The following is a 15,153-nucleotide window of genomic DNA, read 5'->3' as shown; positions in this document are numbered from 1 at the left end:
CCGGAGGGATTCCTCCGGTCACCGGCCCGTGGACCTGCGCGTTCGGCTGTGTCAGGACGTCGAGGAGTTCGACGCCTTCTGGGTCAGGTCGTAGAGGGTGGTGCCGTCGACCGTGACCTTCTTGAAGTTGGCCTGGATCCATGAACTGATCTGGGACGAGGTGCCGTTCCCGCCACCGGGACCGCCGCCCATGCCACCCATGCCGCCCGAGCTGATGAAGTAGTGGATCTTCCCCTGCTTCACATAGGCCTTGAACTGCGCGAGGGTCGGGGACGGGTCGCTGCCGTTGAAGCCGCCGATGGCCATCACCGGGTCCTCGGTGGCGAGTTGGTAACCCGCGGCGTTCTGCGAGCCGATCGCCGCGGCGACCCAGGTGTAGTCACCGGCGTTCTTCTCCAGCGCGGCCTTGACCTTGGAGCTGACACTCGGGCCGTCCAGCAGACCGCCCATGCCGCCGCCCCGCCGGCCGCCTTCGCCCATGCCGCCGGGCATCATGCCCTGCTGGCCCTGACCCTGGCCCTGGCTGTTGCCGTTGCCGTTCTGCTGGGACTGGCCGCCGCCGGGGAAGCCGCCGTTCTGGCCACCGTTCTGACCACCGTTCTGACCGCCCTGCTGGCCGCCGCCGGGGACCATGCCCTGCTGACCGCCCGGACCACCGTTCTGGCCCTGCGCGTTGCCGTTCCGCATCCCCGGCGGGCCGCCGTTGCCCCCGCCCGGGAAGCCGCCCGGACGGCCGCCGCCGGGGCCGCCCATGCCGCCCGACACCGCCGGGCCGGCCGTGACGATCGAGCCGCGGTGCGGGGTGTCGACCGTGTTGAGCGTGTACGCGATGGGCCCGGCCAGCGACGCCGCGAGGCCGAGGCCCGCCACGCCCAGCGCCAGCCGCCCGCCCAGCCGCGCCGCGATTAGCAGCCCGGCCGCCGCCGCGAGCCCGGCGATCAGCACCGCCCAGCGCAGCCAGGGGTGCCAGTCGGAGGAGCGGTTCAGCAGCACGTACGACCAGATGGCCGTCACCGCGACCGTGGCGGCCAGCACCATCGACGCCGCGGCGGTGGACCGCCGCTCCCACAGCATCGCCGCGCCCATGCCCACGATCGCCGCGATGTACGGCGCGAGCGCGATGTTGTAGTACTGGTGGAAGATCCCGGACATGAAGCTGAAGGTGGCGAAGGTCATCAGCATCGCCCCGCCCCACACCAGGAACGCCGCGCGCTGGGTGTCCGTGCGCTTGGCCCGCCACGTCAGCCAGATCCCCGCGACCAGCAGGAGGAAGGCCGCGGGCAGCAGCCAGGCGATCTGGCCGCCCATGTCGGAGCTGAAGAGCCGGTCGATGCCGGTCTCGCCCCACTGGCCGCCGCCGTTCCCGCCACCGCCACCGCCACCGCCACCGCCGACGCTGCCGGTCTCGTTGCCGTTGATCCGGCCCAGGCCGTTGTAGCCGAAGGTCAGCTCCAGGAAGCTGTTGTCCTGCGAGCCGCCGATGTACGGGCGCGAGGACTTCGGCCACAGCTCGACGATCGCCACCCACCAGCCGCCGGCGACCACCATCGCGAGCCCCCCGAGCAACAGTTGGCCGATCCGCCTGCCGAGCTTCGCCGGCGCGCACACCGCGTACACCAGCGCCAGCGGTGGCAGGATCAGCCACGCCTGCAACGTCTTGGTCAGGAACCCGAACCCGAAGCAGACCCCCGCCAGCACCAGCCACTTGGTGCGGGCGTCCTCCAGCGCGCGCAGCACGCAGTAGACCGCCGCGACCATCAGCAGGCACAGCAGCGCGTCGGGGTTGTTGAACCGGAACATCAGCGCCGCGACCGGGGTCACCGCCAGCGTCGCCGCCGCGATGAGACCGGCGGCCGCGCTGAACCGGCGCCGCACCGCCGCGTAGAGCACACCGACCGTCGCCACGCCCATCAGCGCCTCGGGGACCAGAATCGCCCAGGAGCTCAGGCCGAACACCCGCACCGACAGGGCCATCGGCCACAGGGCGGCCGGGGGCTTGTCGACGGTGATGGAGTTCCCGGCGTCGGAGGAGCCGAAGAAGAACGCCTTCCAGCTCTCGCTGCCCGCCTGCACCGCGGCCGAGTAGAACTGGTTCGCATAGCCCGACGCGCCCAGGCTCCACAGGTAGAGCACGGTGGTGACGGCCAGCAGACCCCACAGGGCGGGCCGCGCCCAGCGCGGGTCCTCGGGCCGGCCACGCCACGCCCGGGCCAGGCGCGAGCCCGCCGGGGCCTCCGGCCGCGCGGGGATGGCGGCCGGGGGAGTCGGGGGCGGCGGCCCCGCTGCGCGATAGCCCTGGTCGTACGTCGTCATCGGGTGTTCCTAGAGTCGTGGTCGGTCAGGTCGTAAGCGGTGGCGGTCCCGCTTTGCGGGCTTTCCGAGGGGAAGACCCAGGCCCGGAAGAGCAGGAAGCGGAGCACGGTCGCGGCGAGGTTGGCCGCGATCAGGACGGCGAGTTCGGTGCTGTGCGCCGGGGTGCCGGAGGCGGCGGCGTCCAGGGCGGCCAGGGAGCCGCTGGTCAGGGCGAGGCCGATGCCGAACACCACCAGCCCCTGGGCCTGGTGACGCATCGCCCGGTCCCGGCCGCGTACGCCGAAGGTGAGCCTCCGGTTGGCCGCGGTGTTGCCGAGCGCCGACAGCAGCAGGGCCAGCGCGTTGGCGATCTGCGGGCCCGTGCCCAGCCGGAAGAGGGAGTAGAGCAGCAGGTAGACGAGCGTGCTCAGCGCGCCCACCACGCAGAACCCGACCAGTTGCCGGGCCAGCCCGCCCGGGACCCCGCTCAGCCCGCGGTCGCGCGGGTCGTCGCCGAAGGGGCGGCGCAGCCGGTCCAGCGGCAGCGCGCCGGTGGCCAGCGCGCGCCCCACCCGCCAGACGCCCTTGAGGTCATCGGTGGCCGTCTTCACGATGTGGACCGTGCTGTTGGGGTCGTCGACCCAGTCCACCGGCACCTCGTGGATGCGCAGCCCGGCCCGCTCGGCCAGCACCAGCATCTCGGTGTCGAAGAACCACCCGGTGTCCTCGACCAGCGGCAGCAGCCGCTCGGCGACGTCCTTGCGGATCGCCTTGAAGCCGCACTGGGCGTCGGAGAAGCGGGCGGCCAGGCTGCCGCGCAGAATGAGGTTGTACGCGCGCGAGATGAACTCCCGCTTGGGGCCGCGCACCACGCGCGAGCTGCGCGCCAGCCGCGACCCGATCGCCAGGTCGGAGTGGCCGGAGATGAGCGGGGCCACCAGCGGCAGCAGCGCGTTCAGATCGGTGGACAGATCGACGTCCATGTACGCCAGCACCGGCGCCCGCGACATCGACCAGACCGTGCGCAGCGCGCGCCCGCGGCCCTTCTGCTCCAGCCGGACCGCGGTGACCTCGTCGATGGCGTCGTCGAGGTAGGCGGAGATCTCGGGGGTGCGGTCCGTGCTGGCGTTGTCCGCGATGGTGATGCGGAAGGCGTACGGGAAGGTGCGGGCCAGGTGGTCGTGCAGCCGTCGCACGCACCGCTCGAGGTCGGCCTCCTCGTTGTACACGGGGACCACGACGTCGAGCACCGGCTGGCTCCGGCCGACCGTGACATGCGCGCGAGCGGGCAAGGTCTGCAGGGGTGTCTCGGGCGGTGCCTCGAGAGGTGTGTGAGTTCGCATGGGGACGACATTCGCGAGCTGCGCTGTCATGGCTGTGTGGTCAGCCTGTGCCGTGCCTGTGAGTGGGTTACGGAGTGGTGAACGGACTGGTGAACGGGCAGGTGGACGCCGAAGAGGGTGCGCCCCGGAACGCTGTCCACCGTCACCTGGCCGCCGTGCGCCGTGACCACGGCGTGCACGATGGCGAGGCCGAGCCCCGTGCTCCCGGCGCCGCGTGAGCGCGAGGCGTCGCCGCGGGCGAAGCGCTCGAAGACATGCGGCAGGAGGTGGGCGGGGATGCCCGGCCCGTCGTCCTCGACCTCCAGGGACACACAGGGCGCGGCATACGGGGACGGGGACGGATACGGGGAGGACGGACAGGGGGACGGATACGGGGACGGATACGGGGTTGGATACGCGGCCGGATACGCAGCCGGGTGCGGCGTCCCGTGCCCCGCCCCGTACGGGCCGCGCCACAGCACGCGCGCGGTGACCGTCGTCCCGGGGGGAGTGTGCGTACGGGCGTTGGCGAGCAGGTTGACCAGGACCTGGCGCAGCCTGGCGTCGTCGCCATGTGCGACCGCGGGGTCGTCGGGCAGCTCCAGGCGCCACTTGTGGTCCGGCCCGGCGGCCCGGGCGTCGCTGACCGCGTCGACGACCAGGGGAGACAGGTCCAGCTCCGCACGCTCGACGGGACGGCCCGCGTCGAGGCGCGCCAGCAACAGCAGGTCCTCGACCAGGCCGGTCATCCGCGCCGCCTCGGACTCGACCCGGCCGAGGGCGTGGCGGGTGTCGGGCCCGATCTCCTCGCGGCCGCGTCTGGTCAGCTCGGCGTAGCCGCGGATGGAGGCGAGCGGGGTGCGCAGCTCATGGCTGGCGTCGGCGACGAACTGGCGTACCCGCGTCTCGCTCTCCTGGCGGGCCGCGAGCGCCGACTCCACGTGCCCGAGCATGCGGTTCAGGGCCGCGCCGACCTGGCCGACCTCGGTGCGCGGGTCCGCCTCGGACGGCGGCACCCGCTCGCTCAGGGCCACCTCGCCGCTGTGCAGCTGGAGTTCGGAGACGCGGGTGGCGGTGGCCGCCACCCGGCGCAGCGGGCGCAGCGAGATGCCGACCATGGCGGCGCCGGCGATCCCGGCGGCGATCAGCCCGGCGGCGGTGACGGAGACCTCGGCGAGGATGAGGGTGTCGATGGTGTCCTGCGCCTCGGCCGTCGAAATGCCGACGACGAAGTCGCCGTGGCCCCCGACGACGTATTTGACGCGGTACTCGCCCTTGCCGGGGATGTCGACGGTGTGCTCGGCCCCGTCCCGCGGGACCCCGCTCAGCGCCTTCAGCTGAGCGGCGGTCAAATAGCTGCCGGAGATCTTGGGTTCACCCGTGCTCGACTCGTGCTGGGAGCTGATCGCGCCTTCGCCGAACGCGCTGCCCTCGACTTCCGCGGCGACGGTCCCCATCGGCTGGCCGGGCCCGGCGACGACGTCGCGGATGTCCTCCTGCCACTGGCCGCCGGGGCGCGGGCCCTTGACGTCGTCGAAGGGCGGGCCCGCGACGCGCATGGCGACGCCGGAGAGCTGCTTGTCCACCTGGTCGTACAGATAGGTGTGGAGGGCGATCGTGGTGACCGTGCCGATGACGGCGCAGACGACGGCGATCAGCCCGACCGCGGAGAAGACCAGCCGGGTGCGCAGCGACCACGGCCTGCGGCGGCGGCGCGCGGACCGCCTGCCGGGCGGCTGAGACGCGGTGGACGGCTGGGGTCCGGAGGACGGCTGCGGCACGGAGGACGGCCGGGGCACGGACGGCTGAGGCCCGGCGGGCACGCCGGCAGCAGGGGAGAACGCCACGATCCGGCTCGCCTACTCGCCCGGCTTGATCAGATACCCCGCGCCGCGCCGGGTGTGGATCATCGGGCTGCGGCCCACGTCGATCTTCCGGCGCAGATAGGAGATATACAGCTCGACGACGTTGGCCTGGCCGCCGAAGTCATAGCTCCACACCCGGTCGAGGATCTGGGCCTTGCTGAGCACGCGGCGCGGATTGCGCATCAGGTAGCGCAGCAGCTCGAACTCGGTCGCGGTCAGATGAATCTCCTGACCGGCCCGCGAGACCTCGTGGCTGTCCTCGTCCAAGACCAGGTCGCCGACGGTCAGCAGCGACTCGCTGCGCGCCGCCGCGGCCCCCGACCTGCGCAGCAGGCCGCGCAGCCGGGCGACGACCTCCTCCAGGCTGAAGGGCTTGGTGACGTAGTCGTCGCCGCCCGCGGTCAGCCCGGCGATCCGGTCCTCGACCGCGTCCTTCGCGGTCAGGAAGAGCACCGGCACCTCGGGAAGCTCGTTGCGGACCCGGCCCAGCAGCGTGAGCCCGTCCATGTCGGGGAGCATGATGTCCAGGACGACGGCGTCCGGGCGCAGTTCGCGGGTGATCCGCTGCGCCTCCGCGCCGTTGCCGGCCGTCCGTACCTCCCAGCCCTCGTAGCGCAGCGCCATCGAGAGCAGGTCGGCGAGGGCCGACTCGTCGTCCACCACCAGCACCCGGACGGGGCTCCCGTCAGGTCGCAACAGTTCGGAACGCCCATGGGGCGAGGTCGCCTTCATGGTTCTCACCTTCGGGCGGCCGTCTGAGAGCTCCCTTTCGGCTGTCTGTGAATAGCCTGAGAATCCTGTGCGGTCCCCGGATGGCCGGTATGGCCGCGTCAGACCCGCTCAGGTGAGAATCCCGTGCCCAATCGGCGTACGGCCGCGCGGCGAGGAACAACCGGATGCCACCTCCGGTTGAATGTCCGCATGGCCTCTCACGACGCACAAGGCAACCCGCCCGGCACGACGCCCGGCAGGACACTCGCCACCACCATGGGCAGGACCGGCATCTGGACCGCGGCCCTTCGCGCGACGGACCCCGAGCGGCACGGCGCGATCAGGGACGCCGCGGCCGAGCTGGACGAGCTGGGGTACGGAGCGCTGTGGCTCGGCGGCAGCCCCTCGCCGGACCAGGCCGCCTTCCTCCTGGAGGCGACCTCCCGGATCACGGTCGCCACCGGCATCCTCAGCATCTGGGACCACGAGGCGGCCTATGTGGCCGAGCGCCACGCCGCCCTCGACGCGGCCCACGGCGGCCGCTTCCTGCTCGGCCTCGGGGTGAGCCACGGTCACATGGTCAAGCAGTACGCCCGCCCGTACACGGCGATGCGGGAGTACCTCGACGCCCTCGACGCCGCGCCGGCCCCCGTCCCCGCCTCCCGCCGGGTGCTGGCCGCCCTCGGCCCGAAGATGCTGGAGCTGTCCCGCGACCGCGCGGCCGGCGCCCACCCCTACCTGGTCACACCCGAGTTCACCGCCAAGGCCCGCGAAATCCTGGGCACCGGCCCCCTCCTCGCCCCGGATCTCAAGGTCGTCCTCGAACCGGACCTCGACCGCGCCCGCGCCACCGCCCGCGGCTATCTCTCCCACTACCTGCCGATGCCCAACTACACCAACAACCTCCTTCGGTTGGGCTTCACCGAGGACGACTTCCGCGACGGCGGAAGCGACCACCTCGTCTCGTCCGTCTTCGCCCTCGGCGACGCCGAGGCGATCCGCCGCCGCGTCGACGAGTTCCTGGCGGCGGGCGCGGACCACCTGGCGGTCCAGGTCGTGACCGACGACACCATGAACAACATCCCGCTGGCCGAGTGGCGCACCCTGGCCGAGGCCCTGCCGCTCGGCCACGACGGCTGAGCCCGGCCCCGTAGCCCCCGCCCCGTAGCCCATTGTCCCGACGCCCCAGCCCCTGAAGCCCACCCCGGCCGGGCTCACGGCCGGGGCGGGCCCACCCCCGTCGGGCCCGCCCCGGCCGCCGCCGGGTCAGTGACGACCACTGTGCAAGCAGCATGGCACTCCCCACTGACAGTCGCCCTGACCTGCGACTTCGCCGACCCCGGGCGCACAGCGCGGCGGGACCCCGGGCGCCCGGGCGGCGCGTCACGGCCCCGTCTCAGGCTTGCTGCGGGTTGGCATCGGCACCCAAGAGGCCTTTTGTCGCGACCATGATGATCTGCAATACAAGATCACTGCGTTCTTCTCGATGACGAACCACGGCCGGCAATCGACCACCGCAAAGGGACCGTCCACGTGCTCAACCGCTCCGCCCTGCCCCGCGTCGCCGCCCTCGCCTGCGCGGCCGGCCTCGTCCTCCTCGCCACCGGCTGCGAGGAGGACGCCGCCTCCGGGCAGGCGGGGCGGGGGCCGGGACCCGCGGCGGACGGATCGCTGAACGGCGACGGCGGCAGAGCCCTCGCGCTCGGCAAGGCCACCGCGATCACGTACAAGGGCGGCTCGGACAACGGCCGGGGCACCCTGAAGGTCGCGGCAAAGAGCGTGGTGAAGGGCTCCCGTGCGGATCTGCCCAAGGCCTCGCTCCAGGCCGCGGACCGGAAGCTACAGCCGTACTACGTCACCATGACCTTCAAGAACATCGGCGACGCCTCCATTCACTACCCCTTCCTGAACACCCCCACCAGCCTGGAGGACAGCGGCGGCGCGCCCCAGGAGGTCCTGATCACCGCGGACGACGGGGTGAAGCGGTGCCCCGGCGAGGATCCGGACGACTTCGGGACGGGCGACACCGCCACCCTCTGCAAGGTCTTCCTACTGTCCAGGGGCGCCACCCCGGCCACCGTCACCTACGCCACGGGGGACGGCACCGAGCGGCCGGTGTCCTGGAAGGTCCCGGGGTGAACGCACGAGGGGCCCGGCACTGGTGTGCCGGGCCCCTCGTATGAGTAGCGGGGACAGGATTTGAACCTGCGACCTCTGGGTTATGAGCCCAGCGAGCTACCGAGCTGCTCCACCCCGCGTCGGTAGGTGTAACTGTACGTCATTCCGAGCGCCCAGGGAAATCCGTTCCATCGCCCGGTTACTTTGCAACGACGCGGTCTCAGCCTCGCTTCGAGTGGATCATCGCCTCTGGCCTGGGGCTTTGTCGCGGCCATGATGTGTGCACCGCACAACCACGGGCCTGTGTATCCGGCCCGCCCACGACGAAATCAACTCAGACGAATCAACTCAACGGGGACCGATTCATGCTGCGTATCCGATCCACACGTAACCGCACCGCCGTCGCCGTCCTGTGCGCCGCAGGCTTCGCCCTCGTCGCGACCGGCTGCAACGACAACCTCGCCCAGGACGGCGGCAGCGAAACGCCCTCCAAGGCCCCGAAGAAGCCGTCCGCCCCCGCCAGCAAGGCGGTCGACTCCGACGCGGGCAAGACCCTCGCCCTCGGCGAGCCCACCCCGATCACGTACAAGCGCTCGGACAAGACGGGCACCCTGAGGATCGCGGCGAAGAGCGTGGTGAAGGGCGCCCAGTCCGACCTGGACAAGGTGGCCCTCAACGCCGAGGAGCGGAAGCTCCAGCCGTACTACGTGACGATGAGCTTCGAGAACATCGGCAAGAACTCGATCCACTACCCCTTCCTGAACACCCCCACCCGCCTGCGTGACAGCCGCGGCGAGGAGGGGAAGTCCCTCATCACCCTGGACGGCGACGTCGCCAAGTGCCCCGGCAAGGACCCGGACGACTTCAACGCGGACGACACCGCCACGCTCTGCAAGGTCTTCCTGTTGCCCTCGGGCGAGACGCCTTCGGTCGTCTCGTACACGAGTGACTTCGACAAGGAGCCGGTGTTCTGGAAGGCCAAGGAGGACTGACAGACGAAGGAGGACAGGCGGAGGAGGACGGGCGGCAGAGGCCTGACGCTCCGCCTCCTCCACCATCCCGCGGGGAGGCTGGTTCCGGACGCCGGAACCAGCCTCCCGCGTATCACGGCACCATCAGCACCCGGCCGAGCTGAGCCCGCTCCTCGAGCATCCGGTGGGCCGCGGCCGCCTCGGTGAGCGGGAAGCGCGCGTGTACGACGGTACGCAGCCGCCCCGCCGCAAAGTGGTCGGCGACCTCCGCCATGTCCTCGCGCGCTCGCTCGGGGCGGGCCGCCCGCCAGGCGTACAGGGAGAACCCGGCCACCTGCTTCATCGCGATCAGCGCCATGACCCCGACCTCCCCCAAATCCCCGCTCGCCGCCCCGTACTCGACGTCCCGGCCCAACGGGGCCAGCAGCTCGACGGTCTGATGCAGGATCGGCCCGCCGACCGACCCCACGGCCACGTCCACACCGCCCGGCACGGCCTTCCGCACCTGGTCCGGCCAGTCGTCGTCGGTGTAGTCGACGACGACATCGGCGCCCAGCTCCCGGACGAAGTCGAATTTGGCCGGTGAACCCACGGTGGCGACGACCGTACCGGCCCCCAGCACTCGCGCGAGCTGTACGGCGAGATGGCCGATGCCGCCCGCGGCCGAGTGCACCAGCACGCTCTCGCCCTCCGCGAGCCGCCCCAGGCGCAACACCCGCAAGGCCACCGGCGCGCCCATCGGCAGCATGCTGGCCGCCCCCACGTCGAGCCCCTCGGGCACCGGGGCCAGCCAGGCCGCGTCGGCGACGACCTGATCCGCGAACGCGTCCTCGACGAGCACCGCCACCCTCTCTCCCACCCGCCCCTCGTCGACCCCGGGCCCCACGGCCTCGACCCTGCCCACCACATCCCCGGTGACCGTGCCGGGCAGCGGCCACTCGAAGATCCCCTGCGCCCCGCTCCGGAACTTGGTGTCGACGAAATTGGCGCCGATCGCCTCGACGCGGATGAGCACCTGCCCCTCGCCCGGAGCGGGAGTGTCCGCTTCCTCGATCCGCAGCACCTCGGGACCGCCGTACTCGTCATAACGCACCCGTCGCATGCTGAAGCCCTCCCCAAACAACTGGACCACTGGTCAACTTAATCAGGCACCGCGACCGTACTGGACCATCGGTCCAGTTGTCCATGCGTGACACGTGACACCATGCGAGACAGGCCAGAAGGGCCAGGCGAGAGGAGAAGACTCAATGACCGGGGGCCGCCGTGAACGCGCCGACGCCACGCGGAACCGGCTCGCGATCCTGTGCGCGGCCGAAGAACTGCTGGCCCGGTACCGGCCCGAGCAGATCTCCATGGAACAGGTCGCCGCCGCGGCGGGCGTCGGCAAAGGCACCGTCTTCCACCGGTTCGGCAACCGCATGGGCCTCATGCGCGCCCTCATGGAGGGACGCGCCCTCGCCCTGGGCGAGGCCGTCACCACGGGCCCGCCGCCCCTGGGCCCGGGCGCACCCCCGCGCGAGCGCCTGCTGGCCTTCCTCGACGCCATGGTCGACGTCGTCACCCGCAACAAGGGCCTCATCGCCGCCCTCGACCACGCCATGACCACCGCCCCCAAGCCCGCCGAGGACTCCCCTGCCGCCCAGGACGCGCACCCCGTCTACACCGCCTGGCACCGCCACGTCAGCACCCTCATCGCCGAGGAACGCCCCGACCTGGACGCCGAGCTCCTGGCCCACATCCTCCTGAGCTCCCTGCACAGCGACCCGATCCTGGACCTCCTACGCCAAGGCGAAAGCCAACGCCTCACCGCGAGCCTCCACACCCTGGTCACAGCCGCCCTGGACACCCCGCCGCGGCCGTGACCCGCGTGCCGCCCTTGACCAGCCGATCCCCCGGGATAATCACCCCATGACCGCCCCCGTGCCGCCCGCCCAGGCCCTGATCGTCGTGGATGTCCAGTCGGCCTTCGTCTCCGGTCCGGAGGCGGTGCCCGACGCGCCGCGGGTGCTTGAGCGCATCGAGGACCTGACAGCCAGAGCACGCACAGCGGGCGCGCTCGTCGTCCACCTTCAGAACGACGGACCGGCGGGCGCGGCCGACGAGCCGAAGACACCGGGCTGGGAGCTGTACCTGCCGGTCCGCGAAGGCCAACGGGAAGTCGTGATCCGCAAGTCGGAGGACGACGGCTTCGAGGACACCCGCCTCGGCGAGCTGCTCACCGATATGGAGATACAGGCCCTGGCCGTGTGCGGGGTGATGTCCGAGATGTGCGTCAGCGCGACAGCGCGTACGGCTCTGGCGCTGGGATACCGCGTGGTCCTCCCGCACGACGCCCATGCTACGTACGACATCCCGGCGGCAGCGGGCATCAGCGACATGGTTCCGGCCGCGATGGTGTCGCGGGTCGCCGAATGGGCGTTGGGCGACGAGGCCGAGATCCTCCCGCGCGCCGCCGACGTCACGTTCGGACGCCCGGGCGCGCGGTGACGCGCACCACGGCCCACCTCCTCATCAGGCCCGGTACACCAGCAGATACCGCCAGAACAGCAGGCGGCGCAGCGTCGAGCCGGGCAGCAGGCGGACGGCTTCGGCGCGGGTCTCGGCGTACGTCAGCGGGGGCGGCCAGACCATCGGGATCTGGTCGGCCGCCGACTTGATCGAGTAGAGCCCCAGCACCGCCAGCACACCCCCCGGCGCGAGAGCCTTCCGCAACGTCAGCACCGAGTCGAACGGCATGTGGTGGAGGCTGGCGATGCACGAGATGAATTCGTAGCGGGACTCCGGTAGCCGCGCCTCACGCATATCGACCCGCCGGTACCGGGGCCCGCCCCCGGCCGCCCGCGCCGCCCCGATGACATCCGCGTCGGCGTCCACCCCCTCGACATCCAGCCCCCGCCCCGCGAGCAAGCGCGCGAACCGCCCCGTCCCACACCCCACCTCCATCCCCACCCCCAGCAGCCGGAACCGCCGCGCGCTCGGACAGCCCGACCGGGTGACGCCGCGCGCGAACGGGTGATTCGGGTGGTTTTCCTGTTGCCGGGTGGAAGGAAAAAAGTGGCATTCATGCGCGAACAAGACGCATGAGCACCAGGGAGGAAAGATGCCGATACACGCGAACGCGCTCGTGCGCGGCGGCGCCGTGCTGGTCACCGCCGCGGCGACCGTCGCCATGCTGGCCACCCCTGCCGAAACCACCGAAGCCCCAGCCCACGGCCGGGGGACAAGCCGCGGAGGGGAGGCCGAGACCAAGCAGATCGCGTCCTCGGTCCTCGACGCGGACGAGAACGTCAAATTCACCCTGACCGCGATCCGGTCCACCGCCGACCCGCTGAGGGCCACCGTCCGCCTGAAGGCCTTCGCCCGGCAGCACGGCCGGTTCGTGCTGTCGGACGAGGTACGGGTCGGCGCGGTGGACAGCTGGTTCTGGTTCCCGGTCACCGGGCGGGGCGCGATCTGCGAGTTCTCGACGGCGAGCACCAACCCCGCACCCGTCACCGCAAGCCTGCTGATCACCCCGTCGATCGGCTGCTCGCCGCCCGAGAGCTTCCAGCTACGGGACGGGAAGTTCGAAGCCGACGGCCACAGCGCGCGGGCCCCGCACGGCGGAGTGCGCACCGGCGCCGGCGGCATGGCCGAACGGACCGCCGCCCAGGGAGCACCGGCCGGCGCGTAGGGCGCAGGGGCCGTGCGGTGAGCGAGCATCCGTAACCTGTCTGCATACGCCAGAGGCCCTTTCCGATGATCGGAAAGGGCCTCTGAGCTGGGGCGCGCTCGAGACGGCTCGCCAAGGCTCACCAAAGCTCATCGACGAGAGCCAAAAAAGTCGGACGGCGATGTCGAGAACCCGTGACTGGCTCCGTCCCCGAGGTGAACGCGACGAAAATGGGTCGCACCAGCACCGAGGAGAACCACGATGGCCAAGTACTTGCTGCTCAAGCACTACCGCGGCGCTCCGGCCGCGGTCAACGACGTGCCCATGGACCAGTGGACGCCGGAGGAGATCTCGGCCCACGTGCAGTACATGAACGACTTCGCGGCCCGGCTCGAGGGGACCGGCGAGTTCGTCGCCGGTCAGGCGCTCGCCCCCGAGGGAACGTGGGTCCGGTACGACGGCGAGGGTCGCCCGCCGGTCACCGACGGCCCGTTCGCCGAGACCAAGGACCTCATCGCCGGCTGGATGGTGATCGACGTCGACAGCTACGAGCGCGCCGTCGAGCTGGCCGGGGAGCTGTCGGCCGCCCCTGGGGCGGGCGGAAAGCCGATCCACGAGTGGCTCGAAGTGCGCCCGTTCCTGGCCGCGTCGCCCACCATCACGGAGTGCCCTCATCAATGAACGAGGCCCTGCTCCGGAGCCTCACGCCGAGCGTGCTCGCCATCCTCGTCCGCCGCGGAGCCGACTTCGCGGCGGCCGAGGACGCCGTGCAGGACGCGCTGGTCGAGGCGGTCCGCGTCTGGCCGGCCGACCGGCCGCGGGACCCGAAGGGCTGGCTGATCACCGTGGCCTGGCGCCGGTTCCTCGACGCCACCCGCGCGGACGCCGCCCGCCGCCGGCGTGAGGACCTCGTCGACGAGGAGCCGACGCCCGGGCCCGCGCCCGCGGTGGACGACACGCTCCAGCTCTACTTCCTGTGCGCCCACCCGTCGCTGACGCCGTCGTCCGCGGTCGCGCTCACCCTGCGCGCCGTCGGCGGGCTGACCACCCGCCAGATCGCCCAGGCCTACCTGGTGCCCGAGGCGACCATGGCGCAGCGCATCAGCCGGGCCAAGCGCACCGTCTCCGGCGTGCGGTTCGACCAGCCCGGCGACGTCGCCACCGTGCTGCGCGTCCTCTACCTGGTCTTCAACGAGGGCTACTCCGGCGACGTCGACCTCGCCGCCGAGGCCATCCGGCTCACCCGGCAGCTCGCGGCCCAGGTCGACCACCCCGAGGTGGCGGGGCTGCTCGCCCTCATGCTGCTCCACCACGCCCGGCGCGCCGCCCGGACCGCGCCCGACGGCAGCCTGGTGCCGCTCGCCGAGCAGGACCGCGGCCGGTGGGACACCGAGTCGATCGCCGAGGGCGTCGAGATCCTCCAGACGGCCCTCGCCCGCGACCGGCTGGGCGAGTTCCAGGCCCAGGCCGCCATCGCGGCACTCCACGCCGACGCGCCCACCGCCGAGGAGACCGACTGGGTGCAGATCGTCGAGTGGTACGACGAGCTCGCGCGCCTGACCGACAGCCCGGTCGTCCGGCTCAACCGCGCGGTGGCCGTCGGCGAGGCCGACGGACCGCGCGCCGGCCTGGCGGCGCTCGCGGCGCTGGACGACTCAGTTCCCCGCCACGCCGCGGTGGCGGCGTACCTCCACGAGCGCGACGGCGACCTGGCGACGGCGGCACGGCTGTACGCCGAGGCGGCCCAAAAGGCACCCAACCTCGCCGAACGCGACCACCTGACCCGCCAGGCCGCCCGGCTCAACGCCCGCCGGTGTCGCTGACGCGTCAATAGACCCGCCCGCTGAAGCGCCCGGTGAAGGTGCCCCATCCGCGACGGTTCGGCTGCCGAAAAGCGGCTCCTCAGGGTCATCTACGAAAGGTCCCATAATCACCGGTTGATGGTGCGCGTGGACGATTGCCGCGCGTGGAGTGGCGGCTGCTCTGACTCCTGGGGACTGTCGTCGATAATTTCCTGTTCATGACTGACAATCCGCGCCTTCCTGGACTGAAGTTGGCCGAGGCAGATGGGTGGTGCAAATTGCTGTGGCCAAGGCGCGCACTGCGTTGCTTGCGCTGAAGCCCTGAGCGGACGGCCACCGCCTGGCAGCAGTTGACCGAATGGCTGCGCGTACACGCCCCTACCTCGCACGCTTCGATTCTGCCCCCTGCCACCGAGGCCG

At 71.7% G+C, this 15,153-nt stretch carries 14 protein-coding genes and 1 tRNA gene; 8 read left to right on the top strand and 7 right to left on the bottom strand.

The genetic code is table 11. From position 1 onward, the window contains the following. Positions 1-51 precede the first annotated feature (51 nt). From ACWY4P_RS26925 to ACWY4P_RS26910, 4 genes are all read right to left on the bottom strand, one after another. Positions 52-2,313: an ArnT family glycosyltransferase gene (locus tag ACWY4P_RS26925; protein WP_456202908.1), complete on the bottom strand. Its 2,262-nt coding sequence runs from the start codon at positions 2,311-2,313 to the stop codon at positions 52-54. After that, positions 2,310-3,635 carry a glycosyltransferase gene (locus tag ACWY4P_RS26920; protein WP_456213071.1) on the bottom strand — a complete coding sequence of 442 codons (1,326 nt, stop codon included), beginning with the start codon at positions 3,633-3,635 and terminating at the stop codon, positions 2,310-2,312. Before ACWY4P_RS26920 ends, ACWY4P_RS26925 begins: the two co-directional genes overlap by 4 nt. 26 nt (positions 3,636-3,661) lie before the next feature. Continuing rightward, positions 3,662-5,395, bottom strand: coding sequence for a sensor histidine kinase (locus ACWY4P_RS26915; RefSeq protein WP_456213070.1), 1,734 nt, complete (start codon positions 5,393-5,395; stop codon positions 3,662-3,664). A 78-nt stretch (positions 5,396-5,473) separates the two neighbouring features. Beyond that, positions 5,474-6,211 (bottom strand): response regulator transcription factor, encoded by a 738-nt coding sequence (locus ACWY4P_RS26910; RefSeq protein ID WP_456202907.1) that lies wholly within the window; start codon positions 6,209-6,211, stop codon positions 5,474-5,476. A gap of 255 nt (positions 6,212-6,466) precedes the next feature. Between ACWY4P_RS26910 and ACWY4P_RS26905 the strand changes: the two genes are divergently transcribed. Continuing rightward, positions 6,467-7,330, top strand: coding sequence for an LLM class F420-dependent oxidoreductase (locus ACWY4P_RS26905; RefSeq protein ID WP_456213069.1), 864 nt, complete (start codon positions 6,467-6,469; stop codon positions 7,328-7,330). Between the two features lie 393 nt (positions 7,331-7,723). After that, positions 7,724-8,329, top strand: a complete 606-nt coding sequence (locus ACWY4P_RS26900; RefSeq protein ID WP_456202906.1) for a hypothetical protein — start codon at positions 7,724-7,726, stop codon at positions 8,327-8,329. Positions 8,330-8,374: 45 nt separating this feature from the next. Here the strand turns inward: ACWY4P_RS26900 and ACWY4P_RS26895 are convergent. Next, positions 8,375-8,448: transfer RNA gene (locus ACWY4P_RS26895), tRNA-Met, on the bottom strand. Positions 8,449-8,673: 225 nt separating this feature from the next. Between ACWY4P_RS26895 and ACWY4P_RS26890 the strand changes: the two genes are divergently transcribed. Then, positions 8,674-9,300 carry a hypothetical protein gene (locus ACWY4P_RS26890; RefSeq protein ID WP_456202905.1) on the top strand — a complete coding sequence of 209 codons (627 nt, stop codon included), beginning with the start codon at positions 8,674-8,676 and terminating at the stop codon, positions 9,298-9,300. Positions 9,301-9,412: 112 nt separating this feature from the next. Here the strand turns inward: ACWY4P_RS26890 and ACWY4P_RS26885 are convergent, their stop codons facing one another. Continuing rightward, positions 9,413-10,381 carry a quinone oxidoreductase family protein gene (locus ACWY4P_RS26885; RefSeq protein WP_456202904.1) on the bottom strand — a complete coding sequence of 323 codons (969 nt, stop codon included), beginning with the start codon at positions 10,379-10,381 and terminating at the stop codon, positions 9,413-9,415. 145 nt (positions 10,382-10,526) lie between these two features. On the opposite strand from ACWY4P_RS26885, the gene ACWY4P_RS26880 reads away from it, so the two are divergent. Beyond that, positions 10,527-11,141 carry a TetR/AcrR family transcriptional regulator gene (locus ACWY4P_RS26880; protein ID WP_456202903.1) on the top strand — a complete coding sequence of 205 codons (615 nt, stop codon included), beginning with the start codon at positions 10,527-10,529 and terminating at the stop codon, positions 11,139-11,141. A gap of 46 nt (positions 11,142-11,187) precedes the next feature. Then, positions 11,188-11,766, top strand: a complete 579-nt coding sequence (locus tag ACWY4P_RS26875) for an isochorismatase family protein (protein WP_456202902.1) — start codon at positions 11,188-11,190, stop codon at positions 11,764-11,766. Between the two features lie 24 nt (positions 11,767-11,790). On the opposite strand, the gene ACWY4P_RS26870 is transcribed toward ACWY4P_RS26875, so the two are convergent. Further along, the gene (locus ACWY4P_RS26870) at positions 11,791-12,222 is read right to left on the bottom strand and encodes a class I SAM-dependent methyltransferase (RefSeq protein ID WP_456202901.1); all 432 of its coding nucleotides are present in this window, start codon (positions 12,220-12,222) and stop codon (positions 11,791-11,793) included. Positions 12,223-12,379: 157 nt separating this feature from the next. On the opposite strand from ACWY4P_RS26870, the gene ACWY4P_RS26865 reads away from it, so the two are divergent. The 3 genes from ACWY4P_RS26865 to ACWY4P_RS26855 all read left to right on the top strand — a co-directional run bounded on the left by ACWY4P_RS26865 (position 12,380) and on the right by ACWY4P_RS26855 (position 14,754). Then, positions 12,380-12,952 carry a hypothetical protein gene (locus ACWY4P_RS26865; protein ID WP_456202900.1) on the top strand — a complete coding sequence of 191 codons (573 nt, stop codon included), beginning with the start codon at positions 12,380-12,382 and terminating at the stop codon, positions 12,950-12,952. Between the two features lie 240 nt (positions 12,953-13,192). After that, positions 13,193-13,612 (top strand): YciI family protein, encoded by a 420-nt coding sequence (locus tag ACWY4P_RS26860; RefSeq protein WP_456202899.1) that lies wholly within the window; start codon positions 13,193-13,195, stop codon positions 13,610-13,612. After that, positions 13,609-14,754 carry an RNA polymerase sigma factor gene (locus ACWY4P_RS26855; protein WP_456202898.1) on the top strand — a complete coding sequence of 382 codons (1,146 nt, stop codon included), beginning with the start codon at positions 13,609-13,611 and terminating at the stop codon, positions 14,752-14,754. Before ACWY4P_RS26860 ends, ACWY4P_RS26855 begins: the two co-directional genes overlap by 4 nt. Positions 14,755-15,153: the final 399 nt, after the last annotated feature.

It is taken from the genome of Streptomyces sp. LZ34 (assembly GCF_053890475.1).
The sequence above is the reverse complement of the archived record's forward strand: the minus strand, read 5'-3'. Positions and strand labels throughout refer to the sequence as shown.